The 25,146-nt window shown below is 69.3% G+C and carries 26 protein-coding genes; 24 read left to right on the top strand and 2 right to left on the bottom strand.

Annotation, left to right across the window (positions count from 1 at the left end):
* The 9 genes from HYV93_03275 to HYV93_03235 all read left to right on the top strand — a co-directional run.
* Positions 1 to 358 (top strand): multicopper oxidase domain-containing protein (locus tag HYV93_03275; GenBank protein MBI2524983.1); only part of this gene is annotated, 358 nt, incomplete at its 5' end.
* On the top strand, positions 358 to 1,764 hold the full coding sequence (locus HYV93_03270; GenBank protein MBI2524982.1) for a UDP-N-acetylmuramoyl-L-alanyl-D-glutamate--2,6-diaminopimelate ligase: 1,407 nt from the start codon (positions 358 to 360) through the stop codon (positions 1,762 to 1,764). The genes HYV93_03275 and HYV93_03270, both read left to right, overlap by 1 nt.
* Positions 1,761 to 2,159, top strand: a complete 399-nt coding sequence (locus HYV93_03265; GenBank protein ID MBI2524981.1) for a copper resistance protein CopC — start codon at positions 1,761 to 1,763, stop codon at positions 2,157 to 2,159. Before HYV93_03270 ends, HYV93_03265 begins: the two co-directional genes overlap by 4 nt.
* 65 nt (positions 2,160 to 2,224) lie before the next feature.
* On the top strand, positions 2,225 to 2,749 hold the full coding sequence (locus HYV93_03260) for a TlpA family protein disulfide reductase (GenBank protein MBI2524980.1): 525 nt from the start codon (positions 2,225 to 2,227) through the stop codon (positions 2,747 to 2,749).
* Positions 2,750 to 2,870: 121 nt separating this feature from the next.
* Positions 2,871 to 3,125: a redoxin domain-containing protein gene (locus tag HYV93_03255; protein MBI2524979.1), complete on the top strand. Its 255-nt coding sequence runs from the start codon at positions 2,871 to 2,873 to the stop codon at positions 3,123 to 3,125.
* A gap of 27 nt (positions 3,126 to 3,152) precedes the next feature.
* Positions 3,153 to 3,437, top strand: a complete 285-nt coding sequence (locus tag HYV93_03250) for a TlpA family protein disulfide reductase (GenBank protein ID MBI2524978.1) — start codon at positions 3,153 to 3,155, stop codon at positions 3,435 to 3,437.
* A gap of 85 nt (positions 3,438 to 3,522) precedes the next feature.
* A complete protein-coding gene (locus tag HYV93_03245) occupies positions 3,523 to 3,711 on the top strand; it encodes an isoprenylcysteine carboxyl methyltransferase (GenBank protein MBI2524977.1) in 189 nt (62 codons plus the stop codon).
* A 68-nt stretch (positions 3,712 to 3,779) separates the two neighbouring features.
* Complete coding sequence (lnt, locus tag HYV93_03240; protein ID MBI2524976.1) at positions 3,780 to 5,351, top strand: apolipoprotein N-acyltransferase; 1,572 nt, start codon at positions 3,780 to 3,782, stop codon at positions 5,349 to 5,351.
* 7 nt (positions 5,352 to 5,358) lie between these two features.
* On the top strand, positions 5,359 to 5,775 hold the full coding sequence (locus HYV93_03235) for a carboxypeptidase regulatory-like domain-containing protein (protein ID MBI2524975.1): 417 nt from the start codon (positions 5,359 to 5,361) through the stop codon (positions 5,773 to 5,775).
* Between the two features lie 101 nt (positions 5,776 to 5,876).
* Here HYV93_03235 and HYV93_03230 read toward each other — a convergent pair whose 3' ends face one another.
* Entirely contained in the window at positions 5,877 to 6,068 is a 192-nt protein-coding gene (locus HYV93_03230; GenBank protein ID MBI2524974.1) for a hypothetical protein, read from the bottom strand.
* 422 nt (positions 6,069 to 6,490) lie between these two features.
* Between HYV93_03230 and HYV93_03225 the strand changes: the two genes are divergently transcribed.
* From HYV93_03225 to HYV93_03210, 4 genes are all read left to right on the top strand, one after another.
* A complete protein-coding gene (locus HYV93_03225) occupies positions 6,491 to 6,784 on the top strand; it encodes a hypothetical protein (protein ID MBI2524973.1) in 294 nt (97 codons plus the stop codon).
* 24 nt (positions 6,785 to 6,808) lie between these two features.
* Positions 6,809 to 6,985: a hypothetical protein gene (locus tag HYV93_03220; GenBank protein ID MBI2524972.1), complete on the top strand. Its 177-nt coding sequence runs from the start codon at positions 6,809 to 6,811 to the stop codon at positions 6,983 to 6,985.
* Positions 6,986 to 7,144: 159 nt separating this feature from the next.
* A complete protein-coding gene (locus HYV93_03215) occupies positions 7,145 to 7,348 on the top strand; it encodes a hypothetical protein (GenBank protein MBI2524971.1) in 204 nt (67 codons plus the stop codon).
* A 69-nt stretch (positions 7,349 to 7,417) separates the two neighbouring features.
* Complete coding sequence (locus HYV93_03210; protein MBI2524970.1) at positions 7,418 to 8,008, top strand: iron transporter; 591 nt, start codon at positions 7,418 to 7,420, stop codon at positions 8,006 to 8,008.
* Positions 8,009 to 8,048: 40 nt separating this feature from the next.
* On the opposite strand, the gene HYV93_03205 is transcribed toward HYV93_03210, so the two are convergent.
* Positions 8,049 to 8,879: a tyrosine-type recombinase/integrase gene (locus HYV93_03205; protein MBI2524969.1), complete on the bottom strand. Its 831-nt coding sequence runs from the start codon at positions 8,877 to 8,879 to the stop codon at positions 8,049 to 8,051.
* A gap of 359 nt (positions 8,880 to 9,238) precedes the next feature.
* On the opposite strand from HYV93_03205, the gene HYV93_03200 reads away from it, so the two are divergent.
* The 11 genes from HYV93_03200 (at position 9,239) to HYV93_03150 (ending at position 24,891) form a co-directional block, all read left to right on the top strand.
* Complete coding sequence (locus HYV93_03200; GenBank protein MBI2524968.1) at positions 9,239 to 9,481, top strand: hypothetical protein; 243 nt, start codon at positions 9,239 to 9,241, stop codon at positions 9,479 to 9,481.
* A gap of 144 nt (positions 9,482 to 9,625) precedes the next feature.
* Positions 9,626 to 10,906 (top strand): hypothetical protein, encoded by a 1,281-nt coding sequence (locus tag HYV93_03195; protein ID MBI2524967.1) that lies wholly within the window; start codon positions 9,626 to 9,628, stop codon positions 10,904 to 10,906.
* On the top strand, positions 10,899 to 12,275 hold the full coding sequence (locus HYV93_03190; protein MBI2524966.1) for a sigma-54-dependent Fis family transcriptional regulator: 1,377 nt from the start codon (positions 10,899 to 10,901) through the stop codon (positions 12,273 to 12,275). Before HYV93_03195 ends, HYV93_03190 begins: the two co-directional genes overlap by 8 nt.
* A gap of 845 nt (positions 12,276 to 13,120) precedes the next feature.
* Complete coding sequence (locus HYV93_03185) at positions 13,121 to 14,074, top strand: NTP transferase domain-containing protein (GenBank protein ID MBI2524965.1); 954 nt, start codon at positions 13,121 to 13,123, stop codon at positions 14,072 to 14,074.
* Positions 14,075 to 14,285: 211 nt separating this feature from the next.
* The gene (locus tag HYV93_03180; GenBank protein ID MBI2524964.1) at positions 14,286 to 14,534 is read left to right on the top strand and encodes a YHS domain-containing protein; all 249 of its coding nucleotides are present in this window, start codon (positions 14,286 to 14,288) and stop codon (positions 14,532 to 14,534) included.
* 130 nt (positions 14,535 to 14,664) lie between these two features.
* A complete protein-coding gene (locus HYV93_03175; GenBank protein MBI2524963.1) occupies positions 14,665 to 15,435 on the top strand; it encodes a PRC-barrel domain containing protein in 771 nt (256 codons plus the stop codon).
* A 1,143-nt stretch (positions 15,436 to 16,578) separates the two neighbouring features.
* Positions 16,579 to 18,237, top strand: coding sequence for a hypothetical protein (locus HYV93_03170; GenBank protein MBI2524962.1), 1,659 nt, complete (start codon positions 16,579 to 16,581; stop codon positions 18,235 to 18,237).
* A 493-nt stretch (positions 18,238 to 18,730) separates the two neighbouring features.
* The gene (locus tag HYV93_03165; protein ID MBI2524961.1) at positions 18,731 to 22,108 is read left to right on the top strand and encodes a molybdopterin-dependent oxidoreductase; all 3,378 of its coding nucleotides are present in this window, start codon (positions 18,731 to 18,733) and stop codon (positions 22,106 to 22,108) included.
* 14 nt (positions 22,109 to 22,122) lie between these two features.
* Positions 22,123 to 23,250: a dehydrogenase gene (locus HYV93_03160; GenBank protein MBI2524960.1), complete on the top strand. Its 1,128-nt coding sequence runs from the start codon at positions 22,123 to 22,125 to the stop codon at positions 23,248 to 23,250.
* A 13-nt stretch (positions 23,251 to 23,263) separates the two neighbouring features.
* On the top strand, positions 23,264 to 24,103 hold the full coding sequence (locus HYV93_03155; GenBank protein MBI2524959.1) for a hypothetical protein: 840 nt from the start codon (positions 23,264 to 23,266) through the stop codon (positions 24,101 to 24,103).
* 44 nt (positions 24,104 to 24,147) lie between these two features.
* The gene (locus tag HYV93_03150) at positions 24,148 to 24,891 is read left to right on the top strand and encodes a molecular chaperone TorD family protein (protein MBI2524958.1); all 744 of its coding nucleotides are present in this window, start codon (positions 24,148 to 24,150) and stop codon (positions 24,889 to 24,891) included.
* Positions 24,892 to 25,146: the final 255 nt, after the last annotated feature.

Below are 25,146 nucleotides of genomic sequence, written 5' to 3'. Positions count from 1 at the left end.
GGGCGAGGTCGTGCGGGTGCGAATCGCCAACGTGTCGAACCTCATCCATCCCATGCACCTGCACGGGCACGACTTCGCGGTCCTGGCCAAGGACGGCGAACCGCTGAAGAACCCCCAGCCGATGAACACCGTGAACGTGGCGCCTGGGGAGACCTATGACATCGCCTTCGTCGCGAACAACCCTGGCGCATGGCTGTTCCACTGCCACGAGCTCCACCACACCATGAACGGATCGAGCCAGCCCGGCGGCCTCATCCAGGTCATCCGCTACGAAGGGGGGCCGCCGCCAGCTCAGCCGAGCACGCTTCCGCGGCCGGCGCCCCCGGCCGGGGGCGGGGGCCACGGGCGCGGTCACTGATGCCGCCTACCCCACCTCCCGTCCGGCTGACCGACCTGGCCAACGCCGTCGATGGCGCTGTGATCGTGAGCCGCCATGACCCGCTCATCGGGGGGGTGACCCACCGCTCAGCGGACGTCGGTCCAGGGGATCTCTTCGTCTGCGTCCGGGGGGGCCGGGATGACGGCCACCGTTACATCAGGGAGGCCGTGGCGCGAGGCGCGGTGGCGGTGGCGGTCGAGCGGCCCGCCGAGGGCCTGGACGTCGCAGAAGTTCGCGTCGCGGACGGGCGGTGCGCACTCGGCGCGCTTGCGGCCCGGTTCTACGGATACCCGTCGTCCCGGCTCCGGATCGTCGGCGTCACGGGGACCGAAGGGAAGACCACGACGGCGTTCCTCGTCGACTCGATCCTTCGCGCCGCCGGCCGCACGACGGGGTTGTTCGGGACCATCGTGAACCGGATCGGGAAGGCCGAGAGCCGTGCCGAGCTGACGACGCCGGAGGCGCCGGATCTCCAGCGGCTCCTCTGGCAGTGCGCCGAGAGCGGAGTCACGGATGTGACCATGGAGGTGTCGTCCCACGCCCTGGCGCAGGGCCGAGTGGCGGACTGCGAATTCGATCTGGCCGTGCTCACGAACCTGCATGCGGACCACCTGGACTATCACGGGAACGGCGACGCCTACCGGCTGAGCAAGATTCGGCTCTTCGCTGGGCTCGGTCGCGGTCCCGCGAAGGGCGGCCGGGGCATGGGGGTGGTCAACGCGGACGACGAACACGCGAGAGGGTTCTGCGGAGCGACCTCGCAGCCGGTGCTGACGTTCGCGCTTCGGACGCCGGCCCACGTGGTGGGGCGCCCGCTGCTTGTCAGCCCGCGACGGACCGCCTTCGCGGTCCGGACAGCGGGCTGGACGGCACGGATCCGGCTGCGGTTGGCGGGGGCGTTCAACGTCGCCAACGCCCTCGCCGCGGTCGGGGTCGCCCAGTGTCTGGAGATCGCTCCCGGCGACATCCTCGCGGGGCTCGAGGGTCTTCCCGGGGTCCCGGGCCGCTTCGAGGTGATCCCGGGGCGGAGAGGCGTGCTGATCGTCATCGACTTCGCCCACACGCTGGCCGCGTACGGGGAGGTTCTCCCGACGCTCCGGCGGCTGGTCTCCGGACGGGTGATCACCGTGTTCGGTTGTGCCGGCGACCGGGACCGCACCAAGCGGCCCGCCATCGGGAAGCTCGTGACGCAGCTGAGCGACCTGGCGATCCTCACCACGGACAACCCGGCCCACGAGGATCCGACCGAGATCGCCTGCGAGGTGATGGCCGGTGCCCGGGAGGTGGACCCCGGAGGTCATCGGATCCGCCTGGTCCTGGAACGCCTACTTCATCGGCCTCACGCCGCAATGGCTGATCGAGCGTCTGTGACGGCGGTGAGATGAGACATCGCGGCCTGCGCGGCGTGCCGTCGCTCTGCCTGCTCCTCTCCCTCTCGTGGGTGGTCGTGGCGTTTGCACAGCCGGCGTGGAGGCACGGGATCCTCCTCGAATCCTCTCCGAAGGACGGTGAGACCGTCAGCGGAGTGACTCGGCTCGATCTCCGCTTCAACAGCCGGATCGATCCGGCGTTCTCCCGACTCCGCCTATCCAGTGGCCCGCCGCGGCATCTTTCTGCGGCGGCCCCGCTGGCGTTGGAGGCGCCGGCGCCGGACCGCGTCTCGGCCACGGTCGGTCCGCTGTCTCCAGGTCCCTACACCGTTCACTGGCAGGTGTTCGCGAAGGACGGGCACCTGAGCCACGGGCGGTCCTCGTTCGAGCTCGCCCGGGAACCGAAGTGACGGCGGCTGGCATCAAGGCCCGTGGGCGGTGCGGCTCAGGATGCCGGGCGCGGCGGTGGCGATCGATGATCGTCGGAGCCTTGACTCTCCTGCTCGGTGCGCTGGCCGGGCCAGCATCGGCCCGCGACCCGGCGTTCTCCGCCATGGCAGTGACTCACGACCCCCGCGAAGACGAGGCTCCCGACTTCACCCTCGCCACGCCCGTCGGCCAGCGCGTGCGGCTCGCGGACCTTCGTGGCCAGGCGGTGCTATTGAATTTCTGGGCGACCTGGTGCCCGCCATGTCGTCTCGAGATGCCCGCCATGGAGCGTCTGTACCGCGAGTTCAGGGACCAAGGGTTCGTGATCCTCGCGGTGGACCTGGACGAGAGCCCGAAGCTCGTGGCGAAGTTCATGAGCGATTTCCGGCTCAGCTTTCCGGCGCCGATCGACCCCGGCTCCAGGGTCGCGGCGCTGTATCGCGTGCCCGGGGTCCCCACGACGTTCCTCATCGACCGGCGCGGGCGCATGCTGGGCGTCGCCGTCGGGCCGCGGGAGTGGGCGACTCCCGAGGGCCGCACGCTGATCCGTGGGCTACTGGACCGCCGATGAGGGGGACGAGCCGGGTATCCGATCCTCGTCAGCGTCGGCCCTCTGAGCCTCAGGACTGCGGGCGCTGATTCTCCGGATCCTGCGATCGGCGCGGCTTGGTAAGAGCCGATGGAGGGGAAACATGACACGTCGTCGATGGGGCTTGGCAAGAGCGGCGCTGCGGTGGGTGGCTCCGGCGGTTGCCGTGCTGGTGCTGGTCGGCCCCGCGCCGGCCGGGGAGGACGTGCCGGCGCTGCTCGCGGCGCTCTCGATCGGTGCTCCGCCGCATCCAATCGCCGCGCCGTCATTCACGCTGCCCGACCTCGGCGGCCAGCCCCGATCGCTCGCCGACTACCGCGGCCGGACGGTTCTTCTCTACTTCTGGACCACGTGGTGACCGCACTGCACGAGGGAGTTGCCCTCGATGAAGGCGCTGTACGAGGAGCTCAAGGGCCGCGGCCTCGTCTTGCTTCTCGTCAACTTGGGGGAAGACGCGGATCTGGTGCGCCGGACGGTGAAGGCCCGAGGCTACACCGCTCCCGTCCTTCTGGACGCGGACCGAGGGGTCTCGGACCGCTATGGCGTGACCGGCACCCCGACGGTGTACGTCGTGGACCGGCGATCGCAGATTATCGGACGGGCGGTCGGGCGCCGGGACTGGACGGGGGAAGCCGGGCGGCGGCTGATCGGCGCCCTCCTCAAGCCCTGAACCTCTCGGCCTCGCTTCGCAATGGTTGCGCGACGTCTCTGACGGAAAGGAGGTGATCCAGTGGCCCACGCTCCCGACGCTGGTGATGGCGCCGGTGCTGATCGTCATGTACACGCGTCTCGCCAGGCGCGAGGACGCGGCGCTGGCCGAGCGGTTCGGGGAGGCGGCCCGGGACTACGCCCTGCGGACCCCAGCATTTCTCCCTGGGCGTCGAGCGCGCCGCGCCGCTGCCGCGGACCGGGGCGGGGGAGCACGGGCGCCCGGGCGCCCGTGAAGCCCGGGTTGCCGCGACTGGGTGCGATCCATGCACGCCCTCAGCCGGAAGGCACGCTCGGGGACAGAGTGGCGGCGCGGCTGGCCGTCTTGTCCGTCCCGCAGATCCGCGTGCCCCTGCTCGTCACGTCAGGCATGCTCGGAGCCGCCGCCTTCCCCACCACCAACTGGTCGCTGTTCGCCTGGGTGTGGCTGGCGCCGGCCTTCGCGTGCGCCCTGACCCGTCCGCCGCGCGGCGCGCTCGCCGATGGCTGGCTCGCGGGCACCGTCTTCTTTCTCGTTCTGTTGCGTTGGCTCGACCACACCTTCTCGTACTACAGCGCCATCCCCTGGCCTGTCGCGTGGCTGTTCATCGCGGCGCTGGCCGGTTACTGCGGCCTGTACGTGGGCGGCGTCGCCGCAGGCGTCGCGCGGCTTCGCCTCCGATGGGGCGCGGGGTGGGCCCTCACGGCCCTGCCGGTCCTCTGGGTCGCCGGCGAGTGGATGCGCGGCCGTCTCCTGGGAGGCTTTCCGTGGGGCCTCCTCGGCTACTCGCAGCACGGCGATCTCGCCGTGATCCAGATCGCCGAGCTGACCGGCGTGTACGGGGTCTCGTTCCTGGTGGTGGCGGTGAACGCGGCAGTGGCGGGCACCGTCGCGCTCCGGTGGCGGGCGCTGCCCGGAGTGGTCGCGGTGCTCATGCTGCTCTCCGGCACGCTGCTGTTCGGCGTCTTCTCCCTCGAGACCGAGACGCCCCAGCCCGCTGAGCCGACGTTGATCCGGGTCGTGGCCATCCAGCCCTCCATCGAGCAGTCGCTCAAGTGGGATCGCACCCGCCGTGAGGAGACCCTTGCCGTCCTCGAGCGGCTCACCCGGCAGGCCGGGCAATCTCGTCCCGCTCTCATCGTCTGGCCCGAGACGGCGGTGCCCGCGCCGCTTCCGGCGGACCCGGATGTCCTGGCCCGGGTTCGGGCCCTTTCCCGCGAGGTGGCGACAGCGCTGCTCGTGGGATCCCTGGACCGCGCCGCGAGCCCCCCGTGGCAGCCGCTGAACAGTGCTTTTCTCATCGAGGCCGAAGGCATCCGCGCCAAGTACGACAAGATCCGATTGGTTCCCTTCGGCGAGCGCGACCCGCTGCTGGGGGCGGCTGGTCTCGTGCGGCCGTGGGCGGAATTCATCTCGGAGCTCGCGGCGGGCGACGTGAGGACCGTCTTTTCACTCCCCGGCGCCGCGTTCGGGACGGCGATCTGCTACGAGGGCATCTTTCCCGAGCTGGTTCGGGAGTTCGTGGCCGGCGGCGCCGGGTTCATGGTCAACATCAGCAACGACGCGTGGTTCGGACGCACGAGCGGGCCGTGGCAGCACCTGGCGATGCTCCCGCTGCGGGCGGTGGAGAACCGGGTGGCCATCGCCCGGGCCGCGAACACCGGCATCTCCGCGTTCGTCGACCCCACCGGGCGGGTGATCCGGACGCTTCCGCTCTTCGAGCGCGGGCTCCTGGAGGGCGCCCTACCGGTGAGGACTCGGATCACGGTCTATACGAGGTTCGGCGACTGGTTCGCGTACGCCTGTCTCGGCCTGTCGGTCGCCGCCGTCGTGCATCGGGTCTTGGCGGAGGTCCTCGAGGCCCGGTCCCGGGACCGGCCCCACGTGAGCCGGTGAGGCGGTCGTGCGCACCGGCAAGCTCTGGATCTGGCTCGCGGCCTTCGGCCTTGGCGTGCTGGCGTCGCCTGGGCCGGGCGAGGGGACCCACGAGGTCGATCACCGATACCTGGTGATCGGCTACCTTCAGGACGAGCAGGGGCAGCCGCTCCGGCGGGCGCCGGTCCGGGCAACTCGCGAGCGCACCGGTCTCTCGTACGAGGCGGCGACCGAGGACAACGGGTTCTATCTTCTCGTCATCCACCTCCACGACGACGACGTCGGCGACGCGCTCCGAGTGACGGCCGCCGGCGCCACCGTCCGGGTCGAGGCCCGGTTCGCCCCGTGGGAGGGCCGACGTCACCGAGGCACGCGCATCGACTTCCAGCGCGGGAAGGGGCGGAACGCCAGGAGCTGTTCGTTCAGACGCTGGCCGACTATCTGAGGCGGTGATGCCACTCATCCAGTCCCATTGCCGCGGTCCCGGTCTCAGCGTCCGGTCCTTGACACGGTCGCGCGCGCGGGCGCCTCGGCGGTGGGTCGCCGTCAGCGTTCCGGGACGGTCCAGAGATAGATGGGGCGCTCTCGGCCGCTGCTCCGGACGCGCATGGTCTCTTGCGGCTTCCAGTTGCCCATGTCGTGCCAATGCGAGACGATGCGGGTACCGGGTTTGAGCTCGCGGAGGAGCTTCGGCCGCACCGCGAGGTTGAGGTCGCGCGAGAGGAAGAGCATGACCACGGTTGCGTCGTCGATGCGAGTCGCGAGGAGATCTTCGTTCAGAAACTGGACACGTTCGGTGACACCTGCCTGACGCGCGTTCTCCCGGCTTTCGGCAATGCGTCGCGGATCGATGTCGACGCAGACACTATACCCGGCGCGTGAAGCGCCCGAAGGCCAGGGCGCGGGTGGCTGCGGAGATCTATGAGATGCTTTCCGCTGGCTCCCGGTCGAGGCGCGCCCACGCCGCCGGTGACCCGCCGTCGCGGTGCGGGTGGCGCCGGGGGACGCGGCGGGACGACGGGAACAGGGGAATATGCTCCAGGAAGCCGATCGCACACGGCGGTATCTGATTCGGACTGCGCTCGCGGCGGTCGGGGCGACGTTGGTCGGTGAGCGCCGAGCGCCACGTCGGAGACGTCGTCCGCCAGGGGCGGCCATCCATGGGTGAGCGGACCAGGCGCCCGCTGACCGGCAAGCTCCCGCTCGGAATGGCGGCCATCGATTGGCTCCGCAGCGCGGGCATCGCGCTGATCGCCTTCGCGCTTCTGGGCACCGTCGCAGCGCTGTGGGAGAACCCGCTGTTCGTCCGGATGACGCCAACCAGCGGCTTCGAGGTCGCGCTCCTCGCCGTCCAGGCGGTGGCGCTCGGCCTGTATCTCGGCATCCCGCGTCCCTCCTGCGCGGTGCGAACCGCGAGCGTGGGCGGCGTCCTCGGCTTCCTCGGCGTCGCGTGACCCGTGTGCAACAAGATCCTCGTCATGATCTTCGGTAGCGGCCTGGTCCTCGCCTATTTCGAGCCCATCCGAACCTACGTGGCTCTCGCCGGCGCGCTGCTGATGCTGGTGGCTCTGGGGTGGAAGCTCGCCTCGGGCCGGCCGGGGGCGGCGGAGCCCCGCGAAGACAGCACGCCACGCGCCGAGGTCTCCCAGGGCTGATTCCCAGCGCGGTCCCGCGCGGGGGGCGGCTCGCGAGGAGAGCGTAGGAGTTGGACGAGCACGCACCCGTCGCGCGGCCGCAGCCCGTCAGGCGAGGACGAAGTCGAAGGTCGCGACCCTGCCCTCGGCGCCGTCTTGAAGCTTCACGAGGAGCGCGGGATGGAAGATGGAATCCCGCTGGTTCGCGGGCTCGCCAGGGGAATAGAGCTGGTGGGCGTGGGGCTCCTGCTCGTGCTGAACTACATGACCATTCTCAACGCATACTTCATCAGCCTCACCCCGCAGTGGCTGCTCGAGCGTCTGTGGCCGTGCGTAAGCGACCAGGAAGAGGGGCAGATGATGCAACGCGCGCCGGCGAAATGATGTTTCGCTGATTGTCGCGGCTTTGGGTGTCAAGGTGCAGCTTTCTCTAACTTGAAAGGAGAATGACGTATGACACACTTGCTCAGATTGAGTGCGCTGGCCGCGGCATTGGCGTTCGGCACCCTTGCCCATGGCGCAGAACCAAAGGTGAAAGTATTGTTCGCCGCGGAGGACGCGACGCAGAAGACCGTACTGGTCGGCCGGACGCTGGTCAACAACATGATCGTCATGTTCGAGCTGGAGCCTGCCAAGGCGATGTGGATGCAGATGGGCGGCGCCGGAAAGTGGATGGAACACGGCGTCGGGCCCAACGAACGCTTTCACGTCGAGGTGAAGCCGGTCGACCCGGCTTCGAAGACTCGCATTTCACACGCGGACGTCACATTCGAGGCGACCAACAAGAGCAACGGCAAGAAACTCAGCGCGGACCTCCATCCCATGTGGGGCGGCAGCGGGTTGCATTACGCGGCCAACAGCACGCTCGCCGGTGACGGCGTCTACCAGGCGCGGATTACGGTGGGCGTGCCTGCATTCGCGCGCGACGCAAAAAGCAAGGAACTGTGGCTCAAACCCACCACCGCGACCTTCCACTTCAAGCTGGCCGGCGGAAAACTCGTGGAAGTCACCGAACCCGCTGATGAATCGCCGGGAAAGAACTGAACTCACGATGGGCATGGACAAGCAGGGAGCGGGGCGGTCATCAACGAGTCGTCGGGGTCGGGCGCGGGGCGCGAGGGCGGCCGAGCCGGGCGTGGGCGTGGACCTGACATAGTGAAGAGAGCCTTCCCGCGCGTCGCGCCACGGAGCGTGAGACGCCGCACGCGGTCCCGCGATGCGCGAAGCCGTCGAAGTGAACGAAGCCGGCCGGCGACGGTGGAGATTGGGGGTGCCCGCTCGGCCTCGGAGGCGGGGCGATGGAGACCGGCACCGGGCGAGGGTGGCCGGCGATGGCGCGCCGGAGGACGTGGAGATCTCCTGATGGGCGCACTGCGGGCACGCTCGCCGGGGGCCGCCCAGCGCCGCCGGGCGGCGGTCGACGATGGCCCGCCAGACCTGCTGCTGAGTGGGGCTGAGACCGGTGAGCTGGCCAGCGTGCTCGCGCCCGACGTCGGCGAGCTCCACGCGGGCCGGCCGGAGCGCCTGAGCCCTCACGAGGATCTCTACGGGGTGGTCGGCGACAGGCCGCCAGATCGGGCAGTCGATCGAGAGGCCGCCGCGTGTCCCTCAGAGAGGTGTCGGCGACGTGGGGGTCGCGCTGGGTGGTACGCAGGCTCCGGTGGCCGAGCAGCGTCCGGATCACGCGGAGATTCGTCCCGCTCTCCAGCATGTGGGCGGCGCAGGCGTGACGCAGCGAGGAGGGGGAGACGTGCTTGGTGATGTGCGCGCGCCAGCGGGCGCGGTGGAAGACACGAGTGACGCACTCGCGCGTGAGGGGCCCCCGTAGGGGCTTGGGACGAGCAGGGGCTGGGGGCGCGCCGGCCTCGCCGTTGGTCCTGCAGGACGAGGCCCAGGTGGGGAGAGAGCATCCCATAGCGGTCAATGCCCGTCCTGCTCGCCATCTCCTCGGTGGCGGCGACCCGCGGGGCTGATCACCGGTATCTGCTGATGGGAGCCGTCTCGGGCACTCGCTGGGAGCCTTGCGGGAGGGCGCGCTGGTGGGGTGTGGGGGCGACATCTGTGGCCTGGCCGCCCCACGGCATCCGGCCCCAAGTCGACCGGGCTGCCGGGTGATATGGGGTTTCCGTGGGAAGTCGTGGGGTTGAGCCGCAGACGGGTGGGCCAGGCCTGGCACCTCTGTTGCACGAGCACTTGCTCGAAATGGAATGCGCGCTGTCGAGTCGATACGGGCAGTCCCGGCGGACCACGCCGTGGCCCCGGAAGGTCGCTGCCGTGAGCGTGGTCCTGCTGATGCTCGCGGTGGGCTTGTGCCCGGTTGGCGGCGCCCACGACGTGCTGGACCCTGACTGTATGCCCTTGCATCTCTGCTCGCCGGCGGCGATGTTGTCCCTCGCCCCGCTACTCCTTGGCGGGCTCGTCGACAATGGCGAGCCGCTGCTGGATCCGATCCGCGTCCTCTCCGAGGCCGCGCTCCGCAGCCTGGATCCTCCGCCGAAGCTCGCCCTCCGCCCCTAGTCTGTCGCGATTCGATTCCGCTTCTCTCGTGCGGTCCGCGTCCAGGGCTCCGTGCCGGGGTCACACCCGGCGCGGGTCGAGGCTCGGGCGGGTGCCCGGACGCGAGAGCAGAGACTTCAGGTGGCGCCACCGCATGAGGGTGAGATGAGACTTCGATGGCCGAGCGGGCGACTGGGCGCAGAGGAGTCCACGTTTGCGATGCTCCGTGGGCTCACCGTGATCGGTGGACTCGCGGCGCTCCTCATCGTACCGTTGCGGCCCGAGCATCAACTCCACCTCCTCCCTCTTCTCTCGGGAGTCGTCGCGTACAAGTTGCTGCTCGCGGCACTGCTGTTCGCGTGGCCACCCCGGGCACGGGCGATCTTCCTGGCCACGGCGGGCGTGGACCTCGCCGTGGTGTTCGTGCTGGTGTGGTTCACCGGAGGCGGTGAGAGTCACTTCTACCTGTTCTTCTATCTCCTCGTCGCGCTCGACGCGTACTACTTCGGGCCGGGTGTCGGGATGCTGGCGGCGGGCCTCTCGGCGGCTCTCCTGGCATGGGCCAATGTCCTCGAGACCCCGGCAATCCCCTGGGCGTACGTGGTGTCGCGGAGCGCGCTCCTGGGTCTGCTGGGACTGGCCCTCGGCCACGTCGCCGCGGCGGAGCGGGTGGCGCGCGCGCGCGCGGAGCGGCTGAACGAGGAGCTGCAAGGGGTCGTCCGTCATCTCGAAGCGGCCAGGGAGGAGCTGCTCCGGGCGGAACGACTGGCCACGGTCGGCCGGATCTCCGCCAAGCTCGCCCACGAGGTGAACAACCCGATCAGCGCCATCAGCCTCAATGTTGATCTGCTGGGCGACATCGTCCGGGAGTGCCAGGGGCCGCCCATGGGCGAGGCGGCGGAGCTGCTGCGAGGGATCCGGACCCAGATCCAGGGGCTCGCCGGCCTGACCAAGGAGTACCTGACCTTCACCCGACTGCCCCGGCCCCGGCTCGAGGAGGAGTCGCTGAACGAGCTCGTGGAGGAGTTGCTCGGATTCGTCCGCCCCGCGGCGCTCCGCCAGGGCGTGACGGTGTCCGGCGAGCTGGACCCGTTGCTCCCCCTCTTTCCCTTCGACCACGATCTCATCCGGCAGGCCCTGCTCAACCTCGTCAAGAACGCCCTGGAGGCGCTTCCTCGCGGCGGGCGGGTGACCGTGGCGACGCGGCTCGACGGCGACTGGGCGGCGGTCAGCGTGAGCGATGCGGGGCCTGGGGTCCCGGAGGCGATCGCACGCCGGCTCTTCGAGCCCTTCTTCACCACCAAACCCCACGGGACCGGGCTCGGACTGGCCATCACTCGCCAGTTCGTCGAAGAGCACGGAGGGAGCCTCACCTGGACCAATTCCCCGGGAGGCGGGGCGAGCTTCGCCATCCGGCTTCCGCTGAAGGCGTCACACCATGAGTGAGCGGGCCACGATCCTGGTCGCGGACGACGAGCCAGCGGTGCGCGAGGGGCTGGCGCGGACCCTCCGGCGGGAAGGCCACGACGTGCTCCTCGCCGAGGAGGGCGGGGCGGCGCTCGAGCAGATCCGCCGTGGCGGGGTGGATTTGCTCCTGGCCGACCTGCGGATGCCCGAGCTTGACGGCCTCCAGCTGCTTCGCGCGGTCAAGATCCTGGCCCCGGAGGTGGGGGTGATCCTCCTGTCGGGCCAGGGAACCATCGACGAGGCGGTGGGGGCCATGAAGGAGGGCGCGGACGACTTCCTGACGAAGCCGTTCGACCGCCCCGACCTGCTGCGCGCTGTCTGGAGGGCCCTCGATCGCCGCCGCCTGGTCCTGGAGAACCGGACCCTCCAGCGGCGGCTGGACGAGCTCGTCGGCGCCGGGCGGATCCTCGGCGCGAGTCCCGGCATCCGGCGCGTTCTCGAGCTCGTGGAACAGGTGGCGCCCAGCTCCGCCACGGTCCTCATCGAGGGAGAGAGTGGCACCGGCAAAGAGCTGGTCGCCAGGGCGATCCACGAAGGCTCACCACGCCGCGGGAAGCCCTTCGTCAAGGTCAACTGCGCGGCGTTGCCGGAGACGCTCCTCGAGTCCGAGCTGTTCGGTTACGAGCGTGGCGCATTCACCGGGGCCAGCGCACGCAAGGAAGGGCGGTTCGATCTCGCCGACGAAGGGACGCTCTTCTTGGACGAGGTGGCCGACCTCGCGCCCGTGACGCAGGCCAAGCTCCTGAACGTGCTCCAGGCGGGGGAGTTCGAGCGGCTGGGCGGCACCAGGACCCTCAAGGTCGACGTCCGGATCGTGGCGGCGACGAACCAGGAGCTCGCCGCGCTCGTGCGAGAGAGGCGCTTCCGCGAAGATCTCTACTACCGTCTCAACGTGGTCACGGTGACGGTCCCGCCGCTGCGCGAGCGCGCCGAGGACATCCCGCTCCTGGCGCAGCACTTCCTGCGCGTCTTTGCCGCCAGGAACGGCAAGACGCTGGAGGGCTTCACCGAGGCGGCGCTGGAGCAGCTGCGCGCCTGCCCCTGGCCGGGCAATGTGCGCGAGCTGGAGCACGTGGTGGAACGGGCTGTCGTGCTGTGCCGGGGGCGGCTGATCGATCTCGGGGATCTGCCCCAGACGGTGTCCCACGTGGACCCGCTCGCCAGAGTCGTGCCCATCCCCATCGGGATGCCGCTCGCCGAGGTGGAGCAGCGGCTGATCGAGGAGACGCTCCGCCATACCAAGAGCAACAAGGAGCTGGCGGCGAAGCTCCTTGGCATCGCCAGCCGGACGATCTATCGCAAGCTCCAGGAGCGCGGCCCCTCACGGGAGGACAGAGAGCCGAGTTGACAGCATGACAGGGCCCCGACCATCGCGTTGGCTCCGTTCGCCATTTCGTCTCGGCTGGACTGGGTAGTGGCCAGGAGCCACGGCGTAACCCCGTGCCGGGACGTGAATTCCCGCCGGAGTTCGATGGCACCTGCCTTGCTACGTCAGGGGAACGGGGAGGGGAAGCCGACGGGCCCGGCAGGAGGGGGCAATGAGGGGGGTGGTGGCCGTGACTGCGAGAGCGCTGGTGGTGGTTCCGGAGGACAATCTGGCGCTGCTGGAGTGGTGCAACCGGAAATTCGGGATGGATGACGACGTCCTTGTCGTCCGAGAGAGACGGGCGCGGTCGAGGCGCCATACGCTGGCCACCCCAGCGGTGAACCGCCGGCGGCGTGCGAATCGGCGTCAGCCGATCGACCTGAGGAGTGTCGGGCTGATCCTGCCACCGGAGCCGCGGGAGGGGTCCGACACCGGGGTGGAGGTGGGTGCCGCACGAGGTGAGGCAGGGCGTGGCACGGATGGAAGGGATTCTGTGCGCTGAACAGTCCGCACGGGAGAAGAGGCGTGGATGAGTTCATCACGAGCTACGGAGCCTGGATAGTGCTGGCCGGCGTGTTTGTCACGATGCGCTGGTTTGGTCTGGGATGCGGGGCAGGTCATCGTCACGCTGGCGAACCCACGGAGGGCTCCCGGGAGCCCATAGACCCGAAAAAGGGGCACGGCGCGCACTCCGGCCACGCGCGTGGAGGCCAGTGAACGACGCACCGTGATCGGTCCCTGGCACCGGCCGACAGATCAATGGGATGAGTGCCGACAACCCGCCGCCGCCGAAGTTCCCGAGGCGGCCCGGGGCGGAGGGTGGCGCTATGCGGATCGATGAATGGCGGGGGCAGTCGCCGACGGACGACGTGTGGGCCATTGTGCTGGCGGGCGGAGACGGGACGCGTCTCCTCCCCCTGACCAGGCGCATCGCCGGTGACGACTGCCCCAAGCAGTTCTGCACTGTCAGCGGGGACCGCAGTCTCCTCAAGCAGACCCTGGCGCGGATCGCGCCACTGGCTCCGGTGGAGCGAACGGTTGTCGTGGGCAACCGAGCGCACAGCGGCTACGTCCACCGGGATGTTCCGGGCCGCCTCCCTTACAAGCTGTTGCAGCCCTGCAACAAGGGAACAGGGGCGGGCATCCTTTGGCCCGCTCATTGGGTGAGTGGGCGAGATCCGGAGGCTATCGTGGCCGTGTTCCCCTCGGACCACTTCATCCTCCAGGAGCGGGCCTTCCTGGCGTACGTGCAGCGTGCTGTCCAGGTCGTGCGCCGGCACACGGAATTCGTCGTCCTCCTGGGTGTGGATCCGGAGGGGCCCGAGGAGGCCTATGGGTGGATTGAGCCGGGCGGGCCGATGACTGCCGCCCCGGGGTGCTTTCGGGTGCGGCGGTTCTGCGAGAAGCCGACAGCGGAGGTGGCTGGCGGGTTCTATCGCTCCGGCTTCTTGTGGAACAGCCTCGTCATCGTTGCACGCGCAGGAATCCTGAGGAGGCTCGGGCGCGCCTGGCTCCCGGAGGTGGACGAGCGGTTCTCGATGCTCGAGGCGTTCGTCGGGACCGAGGACGAGCGATGGGCGGTTCAGCAGGCCTACGCGCTGATGCCCGAGACGAATTTCTCCCGGGACGCCCTCGAGCGCGCCCCCGAGTCCCTGGCGGCGGTCCCGGTTCATGGAGTCCTGTGGAGCGACTGGGGGACTCCTGAACGGGTCGTACGAACCTTGCGCCGGATCAATGAATCGCCACGGTGGCTTGACGGGTGGCAGAGGCAACTCGCGTAACCGTCTCCGGGACGTCACGGCCGGAGACCGCTCGCTTTCTTGCGCTCCGATGTCTGGCGGGGCCGCGGCGGTACCGCGTGAACGTCACCGCCGTGGAGTGGACGTATCGCAATGCACCCTAGCCGGCGAGCCGTGCGGCCACGGAAGCGGCCAGACACTCTGCGGCGTGCCGGCGCGACCACGCAGCTCGGCGACGGTTGAGGCGCAGGGCATGGCCTGGGATCCCGTGTGCTGGATGGAGGTCGACGAGAGCCACGCCACGGAGACGGCGGAAGTGGCCGGCCGCCGCGTTTGCTTCTGCTCCCGAGGCTGCCGGGCGATCTTCGAGCGCGCGCCCGCCACGTACTGGTCGCCCGCGGTGCCCGCAGAGCTCGAAGAGCTCTACCTGCCCGGCTGGAGTGCTGCTGCCGCCTCCTGGACACCCGGGGCGAGATCCGGCGCCGGGCCTGGGATGGGCTGAGCACTCGCTGCCGACGGGGCGAGGCCTTTCGAACGTCCCGGTGCGTTGGCGGGGCCGACGCCCGACAGGCGCTGGATTGCGTCCGGGCGCCGGGGTCGCTCGGGGACAGCGCCTGTGTGAGGAGGGGACGATGCTCAGGAGCGCAAGAGATCTAAAGAGTTTCAGAATCCGCGCTACAGATGGCGACATCGGGCGTGTCGAGGCTTGCTATTTCGACGATGCGAGCTTCACGGTCCGGCATCTGGTGGTCCACACGGGCAGCTGGCTGGCCGGTCGAAATGTCCTGATCTCCCCGATGGCCCTCCGTGAGATCTGCTGGCACCGCGGGCGCATCAACGCGGCGTTGACCCGGGCCCAGGTGGAGCAGAGCCCGGATATCGACACGGATCGGCCGGTCTCGCGACAGGAGGAGATCGTGTATCACCGCTACTACGGGTATCCGTCTTACTGGACTGGCTCTTACCTGTGGGGCGCCTATCCCTATCCGTATCCTTTCACGCCCCCGGGCCGCGCGATCGGCCCCGAGCAGGAGGGACGCTGGGACTGGGAGGTGGGGCAGGGTGGCGATCCACATCTCAGAAGCTCGGCCGCGGTCATCGGCTACCACATCGCGGCCACGGACGGCGCTATCGGGCATGTCGACGACTTCCTGCTTGACGATGCGACGTGGGCGATTCGTTACGTGGTCGTGAACACTCACAACTGGTGGCCCGGCAAGAGAGTCCTGGTGTCACCCGAGTGGATCGCCCGCGTGGACTGGGACGAGTCCAAGGTGCACGTGAATCTGACGCGCGGGCAGATCCAGGACAGCCCGGCGTATGATGCATCGCGTCCCGTGGAACGCGCTTACGAGGCGCGACTGCGCGAGCACTACCGCCGGCCAGGCTACTGGAGGGACTGACGGGCCGAGGAGGAGCCGCCGCAGCCCCCGCGCCTTCGACGTCCGGATCTGACAGTCGCGCAACCGCGCCCAGACGTCCTGGACTTGCTCGACCAGCGCCGCATCGATCCACGGCGGCGTCGGTCCCCGCCGCTGCGCCGGAGGCGGCCGTGCCCACGGCAGCACCCGGGCAACCTGTCGCTGTCGATGAGCATCGAGAAGCGCGGAACGTCGGACGGGGTGCCGCAGCCGCGATCCTGAGGTTGCGAGTCGAGGCTGACCTGAGGTCGATCGTTCCCGCCGACGGCGCGGAGGGGTGAGGGCCCGGCGTGGTCCAACCCCGGCCCCTCGGGCCGAATCAGACACGGGGGCGCATCCCAGTGCCTCCGTCCGCGTACATCGCCGCCTGATCGTCCACCCCTGCGCTCTGAGCGCGGGGGCGCGTGGACTCGCCACGATCTGTCATCTCCGGCCGGGCGGACTGCCGGCAGCCCTTCTTCCTCTGCCGGGTCTGTGGTCGGGGGCGGCGGTACTGCTCCCCGTCGTGCGCGCAGCGCACCGCCTCCGCCCGGGACGCCCCCGATGACAGAATGTCGGACCATCGGAAGGGACCGCGCATGATTTTGCCATTGTGTCCTGCTCTGCCCGGTCCGGCCTCGATTGTTCCTTGATGAAACCCGCGGTTTTGCTATGGGTGTCGGTCGTCTCGCTTCGGGCACGGCTCTTGCCGAGGTCGCAGGAAAGGCCACGGCAAACGAGCACGCGGGGGGAAGCGAGATCAGTGCTCCGCGCCACACATTGCTTCGGGGTGAAGTGCGGCCACCGTCATGAGGCGGCGCCGGAGCGCCGTGGAGAGGACGGGTGGACCACGCCAGGACGTCATGTGTGAACGGGCGTCGCACGCTTTCCGGCCGGATCGTGGACCGGTCCGTCCCGGTCCCCCGGAACGGGCGCTGGCGGGGAGCAACCGGGGACACGTGGGGCACTTCCGCGGGAATCTCCCAGGACCCGCCCCCACGAGGCACCTGTCGGACAGGAGCCTGAGAGGGGAGGTGGGAGAGCAGCGGCGTCCTGCTCCGCCTGTAGCACCGTGGTTGCGCGTACGGCTCGCTTCGGGAAGTGGACAGAACAGTAGGCAGTGACACCACCGATGAGGAGGCCGAAATGAGAAGGGTTCTCGTCCTTTCCCTCGCCGTGATCGCCCTCATGGGGATGATTGCTCCGAGCTCCTACGCCCAGGCAACGGCCGCGCCGGCCCCGACGTTCAAGATCACTGGGCTCATCGACACCGTGACAAATGTGAATAAGAACCTCCAGAATGCGAACTATACGCGGGATGGGGACAAGGAGTGGTACAGCCGGAACCGCACCCGCTTCAGCATCACCGGCCAGGTCGGCAAGGCCATTGGGGTGATCGGCTTCGAGATCGACACGGCGTGGGGTCAGGTGAGCGCAAGCGACACCAACACCACCACCACGGCGGCGGGTACTGCCCAGCGCATCGCCACCACGAGCGCCTTCGACCTCAACACAGACACCCAGGGCTCACTCGAGCTGAAGTCGCTCTACGTCGAGTACGACGTGCCGCTGATCCCCTTCCCGACCCGGATGCGGATCGGCGCCCAGCCCTTCACGGCGACCTACAAGTACGGCGTGCTGGCCTCGGGTGATTTCGCGGGCGTGAACGTGGACACGACCTTCGCGCCCAACGTGAAGACTCATTTCACGTATGTCCAGATCGAGGAAGAGCTCACCGGCGGCGGCACCGGCGGCGGCACCGTTCCGGGCGCCACCACCACGTTCGTCCGCGGCGACGACTTCGCGATCATCGCGAGCGTCGAGGTGACGCCCATCAGGGGCCTCGACCTCCGACCCACCTACGCGCTCCTGTGGGCCCAGGGTGCCACTTCCACCTCGGCCCGCAGCACTGCCGGCGGCATCCCCGGCGCGGGTGGCACACCGACCTTCGTCGCCAAGCCCATCGGTAATACGGGCACGGGTGTTGCGGGGCACACGGCCACCCACGAGGAATGGCGGCACACCATCGGCATCGATTCGCGCTGGCGCTCGGGCCCGATCTCCATCGAGCCCACGTTCTTCTATCAGTTCGGGACCCGCGAAATCGACAACCCGTTCGGCACCCCGGGCAGCAACGCCATCCGGGAGTCGGACATCTCGGCCTGGTTCTTCGACCTGATTGCCGGCTACCGTGTGGGCCCGGTGCTCCTCGAGGGGCGATACGTGTACACCTCGGGCAACCGGCCGCGGGACCAGCTCAGCCGCGATACCAACTACTACCAGCCGATCGACGCCGACAGCTCTTACGGTCTCGGCTGGGGCAACATCACCGCCCTCGGTATCGACTACAACAACGGCAACATTCGCACCATGGGCTCGGGCATCGGCCTGGACCGCTATGGCCGGCAGCAGTTCGCCTTGAGGGGCACCTACAGCGTGAGCCCGACGCTGGATATTTACGGCCTCGTGACGCCCTTGTGGACCGCCAGGTCGGTCGACACGGATGGTACCCAGGTCCCCGGCATCCTCTTCGTTGGTAGCCCGACGAACTGCTCCTCTCACTCGGCCAACTCCGCGGCCCAGCCTCGGGGCGCTGGCTGCCGCGGTGACTCGAGCTACATCGGCACCGAGGCCAACATCGGCACGACGTGGCGCTTTGCCCCCGGCCTCACGTTTGACCTGGTGTATGGCTACCTGTTCGCGGGCGATGCGCTGGACAGCTCCGAGGTGCTGAATGGCGTGCTGACGCGCCGTGACGCCCAGGACATCTACACGGGCACCGCGCGGGTGCGCTTCACCTTCTAGTCTCAGCCCAGTCGTGAGGCGGTTGGACAGGGCATGGGGGAACCCCATGCCCTGTCTTTTCTGCTCGTCTCCCGAACCTGTCACGGTCGCGGTACGCTCTGGACAGGACCGACGCCATCTCCCACGGCAAGCTCGGGCTCGCCGACCTAGGGTTGGCCATGGGGACGGGAACCGACCTCGCCATCGCGGACTCGGGCATCCTTCAATGCGCTGTCGCACCCCACCGCCTGCTCGCGCTCCCCGGCGGAGACCGCCCCGACCCTCGCCGCCGATATGACGGGCGTCATACCGCATCCCGCCGCCCTCACCCCACGATGTCGCTGAGAGCCCGGTGGCGCCGCCCCAGTGGGACCGAGGTGCCACAGGAGCCCTGCAGGGGTTGCCGCGAAGCGACGCCAAGTGCCTGAAAAGGATAGGTGCAGCCCCTGGCGGCCGGGGGCATGAACCCTGCAGGGGCCGTGAGAGCTGCAGACCCCTGGACGAGGAGGGTGCGATGGAGCGACGGCGCTTTCTCCAGATGGCGGCCATGGCGGGGCTTGGCAGCGTGGCGACTCCGGACCAGCTGCTGGCCCAGTACCGATTCCTCGACCCGGTCCGGGTGGAGAATCCGCTGGCCGCCTATCCCAACCGAGACTGGGAGCGGATCTACCGCGACATCTTCCGCCACGACCGCACCTTCACCTTCCTGTGCGCGCCCAACGACACCCATAACTGTCTCCTCAAGGGCTTCGTCAAGAACAACGTGCTGGTGCGGATCGAGCCGACCTATGGCTACGGCAAGGCGACCGACCTCTCCGGCAACCGCGCCTCCGCACGCTGGGACCCGCGCTGCTGCCAGAAGGGGCTCGTCCTCGGCCGGCGGCTTTACGGCGACCGGCGGGTCAAGGGCGCCTTCGTGCGCAAGGGGTTCAAGGAGTGGGTGGAGCGCGGCTTCCCGCGCGATCCCGGGACGGGGCGGGCCCCGGCCGAGCTGATGAAGCGCGGCTGGGACAGCTTCGTGCGCCTGCCCTACGCCGAGGCCTATGCGCTGCACACCAGGGCGCTCGACAACATCGCGCGCACGTACAACGCCGAGCAGGGCAAGCGGTACCTCTTGGCCCAGGGCTATGACCCCGCGATGGTGGACGTGGCGGGCGGGGCGGGGGTCCGCCTGATGAAGTTCCGGGGCGGGATGGGGAAGCTCGGTGTCACCCGCATCATCGGCACCTATCGCGTCGGCAACATGATGGCGCTCCTGGACTCCCACGTCCGCGGGGTGGGCCCCGACAGGGCCGTGGGCGCCACCGCCTGGGACTCCTACTCCTGGCACACCGACCTTCCGCCCGGGCACCCCATGGTCACCGGCGACCAGACCTCGGACTGGGAGCTCTTCGCCGCCGAGCACGCCAACCTCATCATCGTCTGGGGCATGAACTGGATCACCACGAAGATGCCCGACAGCCACTGGCTCACCGAGGCGCGACTGAAGGGCACCAAGGTCGTCGTCCTCACCGTGGAGTACAGCGCCACCGCCAACAAGGGCGACGAGGTGATCGTCATCCGCCCGGGCACCGACCCGGCCTTCGCCCTGGGGCTCGCCTCCGTGATCGTGAGCGAGAAGCGCTACGACGCGGAGTTCGTGAAGCGCTTCACCGACCTGCCCCGGCTGATCCGGATGGACAACCTCCAGCCGCTCCTGGCGAAGGACGTCTTTCCCGGCCACAGAGAGTCCGAGCTCGCCAACTGGGTGGCGATCCTCAAGCCGGGCCAGCGCGTCGAGCCGACGCCGCTCCAGAACGGGATGCAGCTGCCCGAGGCCATGCGGGGGGAGTTCGCGGACTTCGTCATGTGGGATGCGCGCGCCGGCAAGCCCGTGGCGGTGAGCCGCGACCACGTGGGGGAGCACTTCGCGCGGACCGGGATCGACCCGGCGCTCGAAGGGGCGTTCGAGGTGACGCTGGCCGACGGCAGCCGCGTGCAGGCGAGGACGACCTTCGACCTGACCCGGCAGTACCTCACCGAGACCATGACGCCCGAGGCCGTGTCGAAGATCACCTGGGCCCCAGTCCCGGCCATCGTGTCGCTGGCGCGCCAGATCGCGGCCAATCCCGGCAAGACCCTCTTCCCCGTGGGCATGGGCCCCAACCAGTTCTTCAACAACGACCTCAAGGACCGCGGCATCTTCCTGGTGGCCGCACTCACGGGCAACATCGGCCGGCCGGGGGGCAACGTCGGCTCCTACGCGGGCAACTACCGGACATCCCTCTTCTCCGGCCTGCCGCTCTACGTGTCGGAGGATCCGTTCAACGCCCAGCTCGCGGCCGACGGCCCGGTGCGCGTCAAGGGCTACACGCGCTACGAGTCGCTTCACTACTACGCAGCGGGCGAGGTGATCCACCGGGAAGGGACGAAGCAGTTCACCACCGGGGGGCACGTGCCGGCGCCCACCAAGAGCATCTGGCTGAGCAACTCCAACTCGCAGATCGCGAACACCAAGTACCACTACAACGTGGTCTTCAACACGCTGCCGCGCCAGGAGTGCGTGGTCGTCAACGAGTGGTGGTGGTCGGGCTCCTGCGAGTACGCCGACATCGTCTACGGCGTGGATTCCTGGATGGAGTTCAAGTACCCGGACATGACGGCCTCCAACACCAACCCGTTCCTGCAGGTCTTCCCGCGCACGCCGCTGCGCCGGAACTTCGGCACCGTGAGCGACCTGGACACCTACGCGGGGGTGGCCGCCGCGCTGGCCCGGCTGACGGGCGACCGCCGGTTCTCGGACTACTGGAAGTTCGTCACCGACAACCGTCTGGAGGTGTATCTCCAGCGCGTGCTGGATGCCAGCGCTCCCACCAAGGGGTACCGCATCCGGGACCTCGAGGCGCTGGCCGCCGACGGGATTCCCGCGCTCATGAACACCCGTACCTACCCGCGCAGCTTCTCCTGGGAGCAGGTGCACGAGTCGAAGCCTTGGTACACGAAGACCGGGCGGCTGGAGTTCTACCGCCCCGAGCCGGAGTTCATCGAGGCCGGGGAGAACATGGTCGTCTACCGCGAGCCTGTGGACTCGACCTTCTACGATCCGAATGCGCTCGTGGCGCGGCCGCACCCGGCGATCCGGCCCATGACGCCCGAGCAGTACGGCTTCGACCGCGCCAAGCGCGACTGGTCGGCGCGCCAGGGGCGCAACGTGGTGCTCACGCCGGAAGAGCTCCTGGCGACCCAGCACCCGCGGCTGGCTGCAGGCTACCGGAGCGTCTTTCACACGCCGAAGTACCGCCACGGCTCCCACACGACGCCCATCGATACCGACATCATGTCGAACTTCTTCGGCCCCTTCGGTGACATGTACCGCCGCGACCGCCGGGCGCCGCACGTGGGCGAAGCCTACCTGGACATGAGCCCGGAGGACGCCCGCGCCATGGGCGTCAACGACGGGGACTACGTCTACGTGGACGGCGACCCGGACGACAACCCCTTCAAGGGCTGGAACGACAAGGGCCGTGAGGCCGAGTACCACGTGGCCCGGCTCCTCTGCCGCGCCCGCTACTACCCCGGCACCCCCAAGAACACCGAGACCAACTACCAGTCCTTCTTCCGTTACGGCTCCCACCAGAGCCTGACGCGGTCGTGGCTCAAGCCCACCCACCAGACCCAGGGCTTGGTGACGCGACGGAACTTCAGTCACGAGGTGACCCGCGGCTTCCCGGCCGACGTGCACTGCGTGACGGGCGCCCCGCGCGAGGCCATGTGCCGCGTGCTCAAGGCCGAGGACGGGGGCATCGGCGGCAGGGGGCTCTGGCGACCGGTGACACTGGGGCTGCGGCCCACCAACGAGAGCGCGGCGATGAAGCAGTACCTCGGCGGCGCCTTCATCCTCCGCAAAGCCTGACCAGGAGGCCCGCGATGGCCAAGGTCCACAACTGGCAGCTCGGGCGCGAGATGGACTACCCCTACGAGGGGCGGCGCCCCGAGAAGCAGTTCGCCATGATCTTCGACACGAACAAGTGCATCGCGTGCCAGACCTGCACCGTCGCGTGCAAGACGACCTGGACGACGGGCCGCGGTCAGGAATACATGTACTGGAACAACGTCGAGACCAAGCCCTACGGCTACTACCCGCTGGGCTGGGATGTGACCATCCTCGATAGGCTGGGTGTCCAGGAGATGGACGGCCCCGTCTACCGGGGCAAGACGCTCTTCGACGCCGCGCCGACGGGCGAGATCATCCTCGGCTACCTGCCCGAGGACATCGACTACGCCCACCCGAACATCGGCGAGGACGACTCCACCGGGCTCATGCCGCAGGGGGCGCACCTCACGCTGCCCCACCTGCAGTGGATGTTCTACCTCCCGCGGATCTGCAACCACTGCACCTACCCGGCCTGTCTCTCGGCCTGCCCGCGGCAGTCCATCTACAAGCGCCCCGAGGACGGCATCGTGCTGCTGGACCAGAGCCGGTGCCGGGGCTACCGCGAGTGCGTGCGCGGTTGCCCGTACAAGAAGGTCTACTTCAACGCCCAGACGCGGGTCAGCGAGAAGTGCATCGGCTGCTATCCGGCCGTCGAGGGGGGACGGCAGACCCAGTGCACCATCACCTGCATCGGGAAGATCCGGATCCAGGGCTTCCTCAACGCCCCCGACAAGGTGGACGAGGACAATCCCCTCGACTACCTGGTCCACGTCAAGAAGATCGCCCAGCCCCTCTACCCGCAGTTCGGGCTCGAGCCGAACACGTACTACATCCCGCCGATCCACGTGCCGGCCGTCTACCTGCGCCAGATGTTCGGCTGGGGTGCCGAGCGGGCCACCGACATGTACCGGCAGGTCGCCATGGACCGGAAGCTGCTCGGCGCCCTGACGCTCTTAGGCGCCACGCCGGAGATCGCCCACTACTTCCGGGTGGACGGGGACTCCGTGATCGGCTACGACGCCAAGGAGTCCGAGATCGCGCGGGTGCCGCTCACGGAACCCGTGGTGATTCGCGAGCTCTACGACCCCAAGTACCGGGCGTTCCGGACGAACATCACGTAAGGGAGACAGCCCCATGGCCGCTCGCTTGTCCGCTGCCGTCCTCTCCGCGCTCGTGCTCTGGGGCGGGAGCGCCGAGGCCCAGGCCCCGCTGACCGCGGTACGGGTGCCTGGCGCCGGCCCCATCGCGGACCTGGCCGCTCCGGGGTGGAGGCAGGCGCGCCCCGTGAAGGTCGCGATGCTGCCGCAGACCGCCACGGCACCGCAGAAGCCGGATGCCGCCATCAAGGAGCTCAGCGTCCGCGCCGCGCACAACGGTGGCTGGATCGCGTTCCTCCTCGAGTGGAGGGACCCGACGCTGTCGAACAGGATCGTGCTCGACAACTTCGGCGATCAGGTGGCGGTGCAGCTGCCGCTGGACCCCAGGGGCGCCGTGCCCTCGCCCATGATGGGCAATGCCGGGGGCCGGGTGAACATCATGCAGTGGCGGGCGGCCTTCCAGCGCGACCTCGACGTGGGGCCGCCCACGGTGCAGGACCTCTATCCCAATGCGTGGGCCGACTTCTACCCGGACGAGGTCCTGGGCGCCGCCGACGCGCGACCGTACACGGGCGCGCTCGGGCTCGAGAACCCGATCTCGCGCGGCGTGGCCACGCCGGTCCTGGATCAGATGGCCGGGGGGTGGGGGTCCATGACGGTGAAGCCCGACCAGCACGCCCTCGGCCGAGGAGTGTGGAGAGAGGGCGTGTGGCGTGTCGTGATCACGCGCCCGATGGGCTCGGACGACGTGAACGCGCCGCGGCTCGTGCCCGGCGACCGCACGGTGGCCGGCTTTGCGGTCTGGGAGGGAGGCAACCGCGAGGTGGGTTCCCGCAAGGCGTGGGCGCCCTGGGTCCCCCTGGTCATCGCCCGATGAGCCGGCCAGGCACTGACGGGCCAGACGGGTGCGGAGGCGCCGCGATGACCCCCGAAGAAGTCGGCCTGGCGCTGGCGCGCGCCGGGGTGTACCGCCTCCTGGGCGGCGCCTTCGCATATCCGGCTGCGGCGTCACTCGAAGAGCTCAGCCGCCTGGCCGTGGCGGCGGCCGCGGGGCCGCTGGGCGTCCCGCCGCTCGGCGGGGCGCTCTTGGCGCTGGCGAAGGCCTTGCGGGAGTCCGATGCGGCCGAGCTCGCCCTGGAGCACGTTCTCCTCTTCGATCGCCAGGTCCGCTGTCCGCCCTACGAGGGGGCCTACGGTGACGTGCCCCAGCTGGCCGGCAAGGCCGCCCAGCTCGCGGACGTGGCCGGGTTCTACGCCGCGTTCGGGCTGGAGCAGGCCAGAGGCCGACCCGACTGCGAGGACCACATCGCAGCGGAGCTGGAGTTCATGAGCGTGCTGGCGCTCAAGGAGGCCTACCTGCTGGCCGAGGGGGACGGGGAGGGGGTCGAGGTGACGCGGCAGGGCCAGGCGAGGTTCCTCTCCGATCACCTCGGCCGCTGGGCGCAGGCCCTGGCCGATGCCCTCAGGGAAGCGACGGCCCTGCCGTACTACGCGGCGGCTGGCGACCTACTCGCCGCGTGGGTGGGGGCGGAGGTGTCACGGGTGGGAGCCTCTCCGCTGCGGGTCGAGACGCGCCGCGGGCACGACCCGCTGCAGGAGGAGAACTTCAGCTGTCCCGTGGCAGCCGACGAAGCCGCCATGGAGGAGGGCCCCCGGGGCGGCTGAGCCTTCCGGACGCCCGGGGGCTGTGCTAACGTGCGAGCGCCGCGGGAAACCGCGGCGCTCGACGCGCGTCGAGGGGGCTACGGGCGCTTCGAGCCGGCGGCGGACCTGGCGGGACAGATCTTGTGCATCCAGACGCTGCCGAGCTTCACGTGGTTGCCGTTCTTCCGGATGCGCAGCTTGCACTTGGGGCAGGTGCCCATACTGGTCTCCTTGGCAATGGGGATCTCGCAGCCCGGCCCTGCGGGGACGCCGCAT

Source organism: Candidatus Rokuibacteriota bacterium (genome assembly GCA_016188005.1).
In the GTDB taxonomy this organism is placed as follows: domain Bacteria; phylum Methylomirabilota; class Methylomirabilia; order Rokubacteriales; family CSP1-6; genus UBA12499.
Note: the sequence above shows the minus strand (reverse complement) of the source record. Positions and strands in the feature narration are given on the sequence as shown.

Excerpts from the sequence above, each read along its gene's own strand:
- HYV93_03270 (MBI2524982.1), top strand. The coding sequence starts at position 358 with ATGCCGCCTACCCCACCTCCCGTCCGGCTGACCGACCTGGCCAACGCC.
- HYV93_03265 (MBI2524981.1), top strand. The coding sequence starts at position 1,761 with ATGAGACATCGCGGCCTGCGCGGCGTGCCGTCGCTCTGCCTGCTCCTC.
- HYV93_03260 (MBI2524980.1), top strand. The coding sequence starts at position 2,225 with ATGATCGTCGGAGCCTTGACTCTCCTGCTCGGTGCGCTGGCCGGGCCA.
- HYV93_03255 (MBI2524979.1), top strand. The coding sequence starts at position 2,871 with ATGACACGTCGTCGATGGGGCTTGGCAAGAGCGGCGCTGCGGTGGGTG.
- HYV93_03250 (MBI2524978.1), top strand. The coding sequence starts at position 3,153 with ATGAAGGCGCTGTACGAGGAGCTCAAGGGCCGCGGCCTCGTCTTGCTT.
- HYV93_03245 (MBI2524977.1), top strand. The coding sequence starts at position 3,523 with ATGGCGCCGGTGCTGATCGTCATGTACACGCGTCTCGCCAGGCGCGAG.
- HYV93_03225 (MBI2524973.1), top strand. The coding sequence starts at position 6,491 with ATGGGTGAGCGGACCAGGCGCCCGCTGACCGGCAAGCTCCCGCTCGGA.
- HYV93_03220 (MBI2524972.1), top strand. The coding sequence starts at position 6,809 with ATGATCTTCGGTAGCGGCCTGGTCCTCGCCTATTTCGAGCCCATCCGA.
- HYV93_03215 (MBI2524971.1), top strand. The coding sequence starts at position 7,145 with ATGGAAGATGGAATCCCGCTGGTTCGCGGGCTCGCCAGGGGAATAGAG.
- HYV93_03210 (MBI2524970.1), top strand. The coding sequence starts at position 7,418 with ATGACACACTTGCTCAGATTGAGTGCGCTGGCCGCGGCATTGGCGTTC.
- HYV93_03205 (MBI2524969.1), bottom strand. The coding sequence starts at position 8,879 with ATGGGATGCTCTCTCCCCACCTGGGCCTCGTCCTGCAGGACCAACGGC.
- HYV93_03195 (MBI2524967.1), top strand. The coding sequence starts at position 9,626 with ATGAGACTTCGATGGCCGAGCGGGCGACTGGGCGCAGAGGAGTCCACG.
- HYV93_03190 (MBI2524966.1), top strand. The coding sequence starts at position 10,899 with ATGAGTGAGCGGGCCACGATCCTGGTCGCGGACGACGAGCCAGCGGTG.
- HYV93_03185 (MBI2524965.1), top strand. The coding sequence starts at position 13,121 with ATGCGGATCGATGAATGGCGGGGGCAGTCGCCGACGGACGACGTGTGG.
- HYV93_03180 (MBI2524964.1), top strand. The coding sequence starts at position 14,286 with ATGGCCTGGGATCCCGTGTGCTGGATGGAGGTCGACGAGAGCCACGCC.
- HYV93_03175 (MBI2524963.1), top strand. The coding sequence starts at position 14,665 with ATGCTCAGGAGCGCAAGAGATCTAAAGAGTTTCAGAATCCGCGCTACA.
- HYV93_03170 (MBI2524962.1), top strand. The coding sequence starts at position 16,579 with ATGAGAAGGGTTCTCGTCCTTTCCCTCGCCGTGATCGCCCTCATGGGG.
- HYV93_03165 (MBI2524961.1), top strand. The coding sequence starts at position 18,731 with ATGGAGCGACGGCGCTTTCTCCAGATGGCGGCCATGGCGGGGCTTGGC.
- HYV93_03160 (MBI2524960.1), top strand. The coding sequence starts at position 22,123 with ATGGCCAAGGTCCACAACTGGCAGCTCGGGCGCGAGATGGACTACCCC.
- HYV93_03155 (MBI2524959.1), top strand. The coding sequence starts at position 23,264 with ATGGCCGCTCGCTTGTCCGCTGCCGTCCTCTCCGCGCTCGTGCTCTGG.
- HYV93_03150 (MBI2524958.1), top strand. The coding sequence starts at position 24,148 with ATGACCCCCGAAGAAGTCGGCCTGGCGCTGGCGCGCGCCGGGGTGTAC.